A 7,404-nucleotide genomic window follows, 5' to 3' on the forward strand; every position below is an offset into this window, starting at 1 on the left:
ACGACTTCGCGGCGCAGATCGATCTGTTTCTGGAGTAATGGTCCTTCGGCCGCTGCCTGGGGAGAGCGCAGGATTCTCATGGGAACCAGCTGACGACCGGGTATTCGTTCCCGTCACGAGTCTTGCATGACTGTTATCGCCGTTTATATGTCATTTGAGGTGCAACCCAACTCGCGCATAGTTCATACATCGAAAGCGCCATGGTGGCGCAAGGGAAATGAAGAATCATGCAGATGACGGGCAATACCATTTTCATCACGGGCGGCACTTCCGGCATTGGTCGCGCGCTGGCCGAGCAGTTTCACGCACTAGGCAACAAGGTCATCATCGCCGGGCGCCGCAAGGCTCTGCTCGATGAGGTCACGACAGCCAATCCGGGCATGGAAGGTGTGGCGCTGGACATTTCGGATGCGGCCGACATCGACCGCGTCGCAGCGCAGTTGATTCGCGACTATCCGTCGCTGAACGTGTTGATCAACAATGCCGGGATCATGCCGTTTGATGATCCTTCCGGCCGGATCGATGATTCCGTCTCCCGCCAAATCCTCGACACGAATCTGCTGGGTCCGATTCGTCTGACCTCGGCGTTGATCGAGCACCTCAAGGCGCAGCCTCGCGCGACGATCATCCACAACACCTCGGTGTTGGCCTATGTGCCGATCGCGACCAACGCGGTCTATTCAGCCTCGAAGGCGGCGCTGCATTCGTATGCATTGTCGCAACGCTTCATGCTCAAGGGCACGAGCGTGTCCGTGCAGGAAATCGCGCCTCCGTGGGTCGACACCGACCTCATCAAGAAGAGTGGCGACCCGCGCGCCATGCCGCTCGATGCATTCATCGCAGAAACGATGAAGGGCCTGGCGACCGAAGAGCCCGAAGTCTTTGTCGAGGCGATTCGCGCGCTGCGCGACAATCCCGGCCTGGGCGAACACGCGCTGATCGATGGCTTCAACGCCGAGATCGCCGCGAACCCTATCCCGGTCTGACGCATCCGGCCATACCATTGGGTCCGCACGGGTGCGGACCCACATCAACGAGACTCGCGTCATGAACGTGTCGCTCGCCGTGAACTCCCGAGCCGCGCTCATGCCGGCCGGGTTCCTTGCCCTCGGAACGTTCGCCATCGGCACCGAGGGCTTTATGATTGCGCCGCTGCTGCCGGTCATGGCCAAGGACTTCGGTTTGCCGGTCCCGACCGTTGCGGTGCTCGTCATCGTCTTCACCCTTGTGTTGGCGCTGTCATCACCGATCTCCACGGTTGCCACCGGCCGGATGGCGCGCAAGTGGGTCTTGCTCGCAGCCATGTCGCTGTTCGCCATCGGCAACGTGACGGCGGCGGTGTCCGCATCGTTCGCCTTGCTGATCGGAGCACGGGTATTGATGGCTATCGCTGCAGGCCTGTATGTACCAGCGGCCAATGGGCTCGCCGGTGTCATCGTGCCGCCGAGCATGCGAGGCCGCGCACTCGCCATCGTCAGCGCGGGCCAGACATTGGCCATCGCACTCGGACTGCCGCTAGGCGGGATGATCGGTCACGCTTTCGGTTGGCGTGCGACCTTTCTGCTGGTCGGCGCAATGAGCGTCATCGCCATTGCGGGCATCTTCGCGGGTATTGCCCGCGACGCCGGAGAGGGAGTTGCCGTGGCGAGCCTGCGCGAACGTGTGTCCGTGATCCGCCAGGCTCCGATTCAGCGCTTGCTTGGAGTCAGCCTGTTCTGGTCGATCGGCGCCTTTGCTGCCTATCCGTACATCGCGGAATACCTGGATGCCGTCCTTGCTTTCGGCCCGAATGCAATCACGGCGACGGTTTCTCTATGGGGGCTTTCTGCGGCAGCAGGGGTGATGACTGGAGGTGTGTTCAATGACCGCTTCGGGGCCAATCGGGTGGTGCACGGATCGCTGATGCTGCTGGGCCTGTCGTTCCTGGCGCTGGCTATCGCCTCGCGTCTGCCGCCGCAGGTTGCCCTGGTTCCGGTGCTTGTTGCAGTCGCTGTCTGGGGCTTTACTGTCTGGTCGTACTTCCCGGCCCAGATGTCGCGGCTCATCGCGGCCGGCGCGCCGGCGCAAGCGCCGGTTGCCCTCGCGCTCAATACGTCCACCATGTACTTCGGTTTTTCTGTCGGCAGTACCTTGGGCGCCGCAGTGTTGAGCTCAGGCGCTGTCTGGGGCATCGGAGCCGTGGCGGCGCTGGCCGAACTGATCGCCTTGGCTCTCAACGCGGTCCTTAGCAGAAACGCCCGTGCCTGAAACTGGACGATGCTTGTACGGTGCCCTCGGTGCCTGACCGATTCAATCAACAAGACTTCTATCAAATTTCGATGGCGAATGGCTCGCCCGCGAAGACAACCTCAAATGGAGCTGACCAAATGACTGCCCGGATCAATACGCCTGCCGCTGCTGCGGCCACTGGCGCGACCGCCGACGTTTTTGCCACCATCCGCAAGGCGGTGGGCATGGTTCCGAACGCTTATGCGGCCATCGGTGCTCTGAATACGCCTGCGCTGCAGGCGATTCTTTCCGCCGACGCGGTGCTCTCGAAGGGCTCGCTGTCCGCACAGGATTGCGAAACGATCAAACTCGTGGTCAGCGCCATTTCCGGTTGCGACTACTGCGTGGCAGCACATAGCCTGGCCAGCAAGGCATCCGGTATCGCGGTCGATGCCGTGCGCGCGATTAGGGCCCTGGAGCCCACTGGTGACGCACGTCGCGATGCGCTGATTCGGTTCATTCGGGTTCTTCAGGAAAGCCGCGGAACAATTGCGTCAGAGGAATTGGAGGCTTTCCGGTCAGCAGGATACTCGGACGAGTCCGTCGTTGATGTTGCTCTGGCCATCGCGCTCATCACGTTCACGAACGTATTCAATCGAGTGAATAACACGGTCGTGGATTTCCCCGCGTTGAAGTAGGGCATCCGCTACTGGGCAGGAACTCGATGCTCCGCAGGAGTGTCATTCGTCGTCGATCGGACTGTCGACAGTGTGCCGGGCGCGGCCACGCAATCGACGTTCCGGTGCCTGCGGCATGTGCGGCTGATGTTTGAGCTGCTGGACTGTGCAATTGGCGAGCACATGCCGAAGCCGAATCGCTGACGATCGAATCGAATGATGATATCGACAGCTTCTTTCGTTTGATGTCTGAGGCGGCGCCCTTGAACTATCAGGTGATGCTAATGATTGGCATCGCGATGCAGGTTCAGGTGGCGTCGACTTTTCCGATCAGTGGGTGTGTCCACCTTGACGCTCGGCGTTCGCGGTCATTTGTCGGTCGAAGACCGATGTCCGCGACGGAAATCGTGATCGGCAATGTCGTCATATCTCCACGCGACACAAGCGTGGCACCGGGCTATTGCGTGTCGTTCGTCGAGGGCGGCTTGACGTCGCCAGATTGGCGACTCGATTGGGCGTGGTGAGGACAGGATCAACGCCGCTCATGGAGGTTGATCGGCCGAGAACGCGAGATCAATTACTCGTCCCGCGCGTGCCAGTTCGTCAGGCAGCTTCGCTTAGTTCCTCGGGCTGATCTTCGATCGAATTGCGAACGGATCTTCTCACCGCCTGAGGAGTCAGGCCGTAACTGCGAACGAACGCTTCGCGGAGGTGATTGCGGTCGCGAAATCCCGTTTCGCGTGCAATGGTATCGAGCGTATGCCGGCCACGCTCGATCAGGACCCTTGCCGCTTCGAGTCGCAGCCGCTTGATCGCGTTGGCAGGAGACTCGCCAGTCTCCGCGAGGAAGATGCGCGCGAATTGCCGAGTGCTGATATGTGCGGCTCGTGCGAGATCGCTGACGCGCAAGGGCTCTGCCAGATTGGCGCGGGCGTATTCGAGCGCGAGTTGTATCCGGTCGGACTTGGGAGCTAGTGCCAGCAACTCGGATTGTTGCGATTGCCGGCCCGAACGTCGTTGATTCATCACGAGTGCACGCGCAACCGAGTTCGCAAACTCGGGGCCGATATCTTCTTCCACCATACCGAGCGCGAGATCCATGGCTGCAGTCAGCCCGGCGGACGTCCAAATCGGGCCATCGGTAATAAAGATCCAGTCGCGCACGACTTGGGCAAGCGGCAAGCGCCGTTGCAGTTCGTCTGCATAGGCCCAGTGGGTTGTGGCACGTCTTCCATTGAGCAGGCCCGCCTCGCCGAGGATGAACGCACCTGTACATAGCCCGGCCACGCGCCGGGCACTGCTGCCAATCTCTTTGATGAATTGAAGTTCGGCGGCCGATGAGGTCCGGGTGCCCGGATTAATCACACCTCCGATCATCCATGTATCGGCTGCAGCGGCCGTGTTTGCGGGTTCAGTCAGAACCGAAAGACCGAGCGACGAACGAACCGGCCCGCCGGCGACGGAAACATTCGTTAGATGGTAAATCTGCTCTTTTGCTACGACGTTCGCAATCTCGAACACAGCCTGAGTCCCGATTGCCATCACCTGGAAACCTTCCGTCAGGAGAAAACCAATTCGATGCATTTTGCCCACCAAGTCTCTCATCAAAATGGTGAATTATAGGGGGTGTAATGAAGTAATGCAGGGATCCGAAATTATTTTTATAAGGTAACGATCATTTGTGTAGGAACCCGAATTTTATTGTGGGAATTGACCACGGAACGTTGTGCGCCGACATCTTGTCGTCACATCCCAACATATGGAAAGGCCGTGCTTCGGTAGATGGATACGTTCTGATGGTGCTGCACCAAAATAGGGCTGTTTGTAGACTCAATGTGACGCGTTGGATAGGGTCGATGATTTGTCTCAAATCATACTCATAAATGTCCTTTGAGAATTGGTAAGCAGCGTTGATCATAGGAGCCGCGGCAATGCAGCATCAGTCAGGTTGGGCATGAAGAAGGTTACGTGCGACGGTGCACCATGAACCGCGTGACAACAGTTCGTGCTCTTTCATAAGTTATCGATTTTTTTGTCAGAAAGATGAGCAGGCACGCAAGCAATACGCGAGATTCAAGGGTGCGATATCGCGCCGGGAACCGAGTGGGCTGCAACGCCGGACTGATCAACAGAGATATCGGTACGATGCGAGACGACGAAATCGCCATTGCGAGTGCGGCCGATGCCGAACTGAAGCGTGATTGCTCACGCCTGCGCGACGATGCCCCTATTGGGGCATTGTCTGGTCTGAAGGCCGTGCTCGGCTTGCCGCTGAGTGTTTTGCAGGGTTCCGCGCGGAGTCTTCGTGATCTGGATTTCTCTATCACCCTGCCCGGGCCGAGCTACACGGTGCTCTGCTGTTGGTCGCAAAAGAACGAGGTTCAACAGAAGCTTTTTCAAAGCACCGAGCAGATTGATCCGGCGGTCGTCAGTACGGGGATGAAGGTCCGTAGTGAAGGCGTGCAGAGAGTTCGTACGCATGGCCGAGAATGGGGGGGCAAGTGGCTACCTCATCGTTCGCTTGCCGAGGCAGTCACGTATCGGTATCAAGCACCTACTGGCCCCTGAATGCAGTTTCGATGCGTCGACGTGCAGGCGAATGAACTGCTGATCAGGATCAATCAATCGCACGACTGAGATCGCAGGCTCACAGTCTGTCTGCGTTGCAAATCGTGAACAACAATATTAGATCATCCGTGTGTTGGATTTGCTGGAGAATTATATTGTCTAATTTGTTTATGGGTGGAAATATCTAATAGAGCGTATCTGATTTATTGTATTTAGATGCGCATTTGCTATATCGAATGTCGTACTCTTCCGTGACCTATTTGCTTTTTTTGATGATTTGTCCGTTTATCGAGGCGCTCAAACTGGATTTGGCATGGATTGGTGTGATATCAGTTTTTGAATTGATGTGAAGTTCTGAACGATTCTGTCTATGAACCATTTAAACTTTGGGGTGAAGAAATGAATAAGGTCGCTCAAAGCATTATCGATGCGCATGGCGGGATCGAGCAATGGCGGAAATTTCGGGAGGTCCGAGCCGATCTGATTCAGGGCGGCGCGCTGTGGGGATTGAAAGGGCAGAGCGGCGTGCTGGATCGCACGCGTGTCTCGGTTGCAACGGATCGCCAGTGGGCATCGCATGCACCGTTCGCGACGGTGGCCGCGCGAAGCGAGTTCACTGGTGATCGCATTGCGCTCCTCGACGACTCGGGGCGCGTCATTGAAGCCCAGGCGCAGCCGCGCGAATTGTTCGCTGGCCACACGCTGGAGACGCCGTGGAATGCGTTGCAGTTGGCCTTTTTTGCCGGATGTGCGATGTGGACGTATCTGAATTCTCCGTTCCTGCTTGCTTTCGATGGTGTCGAATGTGAAGACGTCGGACCGTGGTCGGAGCAAGGTGAACGGTGGCGGAAGATCCATGTAGTGTACCCCGCGACGCTCGAAGTATTCAGCAAGGTGCAGGCAATGTATGTCGGGCCCGACAACTTGATTCGCCGTTTGGATTATGACGTAGAGATTGCCGGAAACACGCCTGGCGCGCACTACGTGAGCGACTATGTGACCGTCTCCGGCATCCGAGTTCCGATGCGTCGTCGGATTTATCCGCGCATGCCTGACGGTACTTCGATTTCCGAACCACTGGTCGTATCAATTGATCTGGAGAACATCGAACTCCTTTGAATCGGTAGGGAGCGATATAGCTCGTCCGACGGGGCGTGTTGTCCCGTACGGAAACGTTTGTGCGTCGACGTGCCACGGGCGATTGAAGCCAGGAAGGCAACTCGTGTCGATAGGCCAGCCGGCTCGACTGGACGTCATGCTACTGAAGCCTATTTGCTCTCGCCGAATTGGGAGTTTAAATTCGCGCGATCGATGTTCCGCATCTGATCGATGCGAGCAGGTTCGGGACGACCATGAGTAAGAATGCAAGTGAGGTCACCGAGAACGCCGGGCGTGCGCTCAAGATGGTCTCGAGCAACAAAGCCGTCTGGAAGATCGTTACGGAAGGTGTTCCGCCATTTTTTTGACTTTGCGGATTTGCAGTGAAGAGTTCCGGGATCAGTGAACGCTCGGATATACGTTGATTTACTGAAGATTGCGTATTTGCAACACGAGGAGAATCCAGATGTCGAATGAGGGAAAGTGCCCGTTTAACCATGGAAAGCGTAACGGGACGACGAACCGCGACTGGTGGCCGAACCAGTTGAACCTCAAGATTTTGCACCAGCATTCGAGCGAGGCGGATCCGATGGATCCGGGCTTTGATTATGCTGAAGCATTCAATAGTCTGGATCTGGCGGCGGTCAAGGCCGACCTGCGCGCGCTGATGACGGCATCGCAGGACTGGTGGCCGGCGGACTTCGGTCACTACGGGCCGTTTTTCGTGCGCATGGCGTGGCATAGTGCCGGCACATACCGGACGGGGGATGGCCGCGGTGGTGCAGGGCGAGGTCAACAGCGATTCGCACCACTGAATAGTTGGCCAGACAACGTCGGGCTGGACAAGGCCCGG

General features: G+C 57.6%; 6 protein-coding genes and 1 pseudogene. 6 read left to right on the forward strand and 1 reads right to left on the reverse strand.

Going from position 1 to position 7,404, the window contains the following annotated elements; genetic code table 11:
- Positions 1-227 precede the first annotated feature (227 nt).
- The 3 genes from JMF90_RS15975 (at position 228) to JMF90_RS15985 (ending at position 2,906) form a co-directional block, all read left to right on the forward strand.
- Positions 228-986, forward strand: a complete 759-nt coding sequence (locus JMF90_RS15975; protein ID WP_011546984.1) for an SDR family oxidoreductase — start codon at positions 228-230, stop codon at positions 984-986.
- 61 nt (positions 987-1,047) lie between these two features.
- On the forward strand, positions 1,048-2,247 hold the full coding sequence (locus tag JMF90_RS15980) for an MFS transporter (protein ID WP_011694847.1): 1,200 nt from the start codon (positions 1,048-1,050) through the stop codon (positions 2,245-2,247).
- A 119-nt stretch (positions 2,248-2,366) separates the two neighbouring features.
- The gene (locus JMF90_RS15985) at positions 2,367-2,906 is read left to right on the forward strand and encodes a carboxymuconolactone decarboxylase family protein (protein ID WP_011546986.1); all 540 of its coding nucleotides are present in this window, start codon (positions 2,367-2,369) and stop codon (positions 2,904-2,906) included.
- Positions 2,907-3,488: 582 nt separating this feature from the next.
- On the opposite strand, the gene JMF90_RS15990 is transcribed toward JMF90_RS15985, so the two are convergent.
- The gene (locus tag JMF90_RS15990; protein ID WP_012339453.1) at positions 3,489-4,469 is read right to left on the reverse strand and encodes a GlxA family transcriptional regulator; all 981 of its coding nucleotides are present in this window, start codon (positions 4,467-4,469) and stop codon (positions 3,489-3,491) included.
- A gap of 561 nt (positions 4,470-5,030) precedes the next feature.
- Between JMF90_RS15990 and JMF90_RS15995 the strand changes: the two genes are divergently transcribed.
- The 3 genes and pseudogenes from JMF90_RS15995 to JMF90_RS16005 all read left to right on the forward strand — a co-directional run.
- The gene (locus JMF90_RS15995) at positions 5,031-5,453 is read left to right on the forward strand and encodes a transposase (protein WP_166488168.1); all 423 of its coding nucleotides are present in this window, start codon (positions 5,031-5,033) and stop codon (positions 5,451-5,453) included.
- Between the two features lie 399 nt (positions 5,454-5,852).
- On the forward strand, positions 5,853-6,572 hold the full coding sequence (locus tag JMF90_RS16000; protein ID WP_011546990.1) for a hypothetical protein: 720 nt from the start codon (positions 5,853-5,855) through the stop codon (positions 6,570-6,572).
- A gap of 445 nt (positions 6,573-7,017) precedes the next feature.
- Positions 7,018-7,404, forward strand: a pseudogene (locus tag JMF90_RS16005) (peroxidase family protein); the annotation flags it as partial.

Source organism: Burkholderia sp. E168m23 (assembly GCF_016586125.1).
GTDB lineage: Bacteria > Pseudomonadota > Gammaproteobacteria > Burkholderiales > Burkholderiaceae > Burkholderia > Burkholderia orbicola.

Bases quoted from the DNA above. Each gene is read 5' to 3' on its own strand.
- JMF90_RS15975 (WP_011546984.1), top strand. From the start codon at position 228: ATGCAGATGACGGGCAATACCATTTTCATCACGGGCGGCACTTCCGGC.
- JMF90_RS15980 (WP_011694847.1), top strand. From the start codon at position 1,048: ATGAACGTGTCGCTCGCCGTGAACTCCCGAGCCGCGCTCATGCCGGCC.
- JMF90_RS15985 (WP_011546986.1), top strand. From the start codon at position 2,367: ATGACTGCCCGGATCAATACGCCTGCCGCTGCTGCGGCCACTGGCGCG.
- JMF90_RS15990 (WP_012339453.1), bottom strand. From the start codon at position 4,469: ATGCATCGAATTGGTTTTCTCCTGACGGAAGGTTTCCAGGTGATGGCA.
- JMF90_RS15995 (WP_166488168.1), top strand. From the start codon at position 5,031: ATGCGAGACGACGAAATCGCCATTGCGAGTGCGGCCGATGCCGAACTG.
- JMF90_RS16000 (WP_011546990.1), top strand. From the start codon at position 5,853: ATGAATAAGGTCGCTCAAAGCATTATCGATGCGCATGGCGGGATCGAG.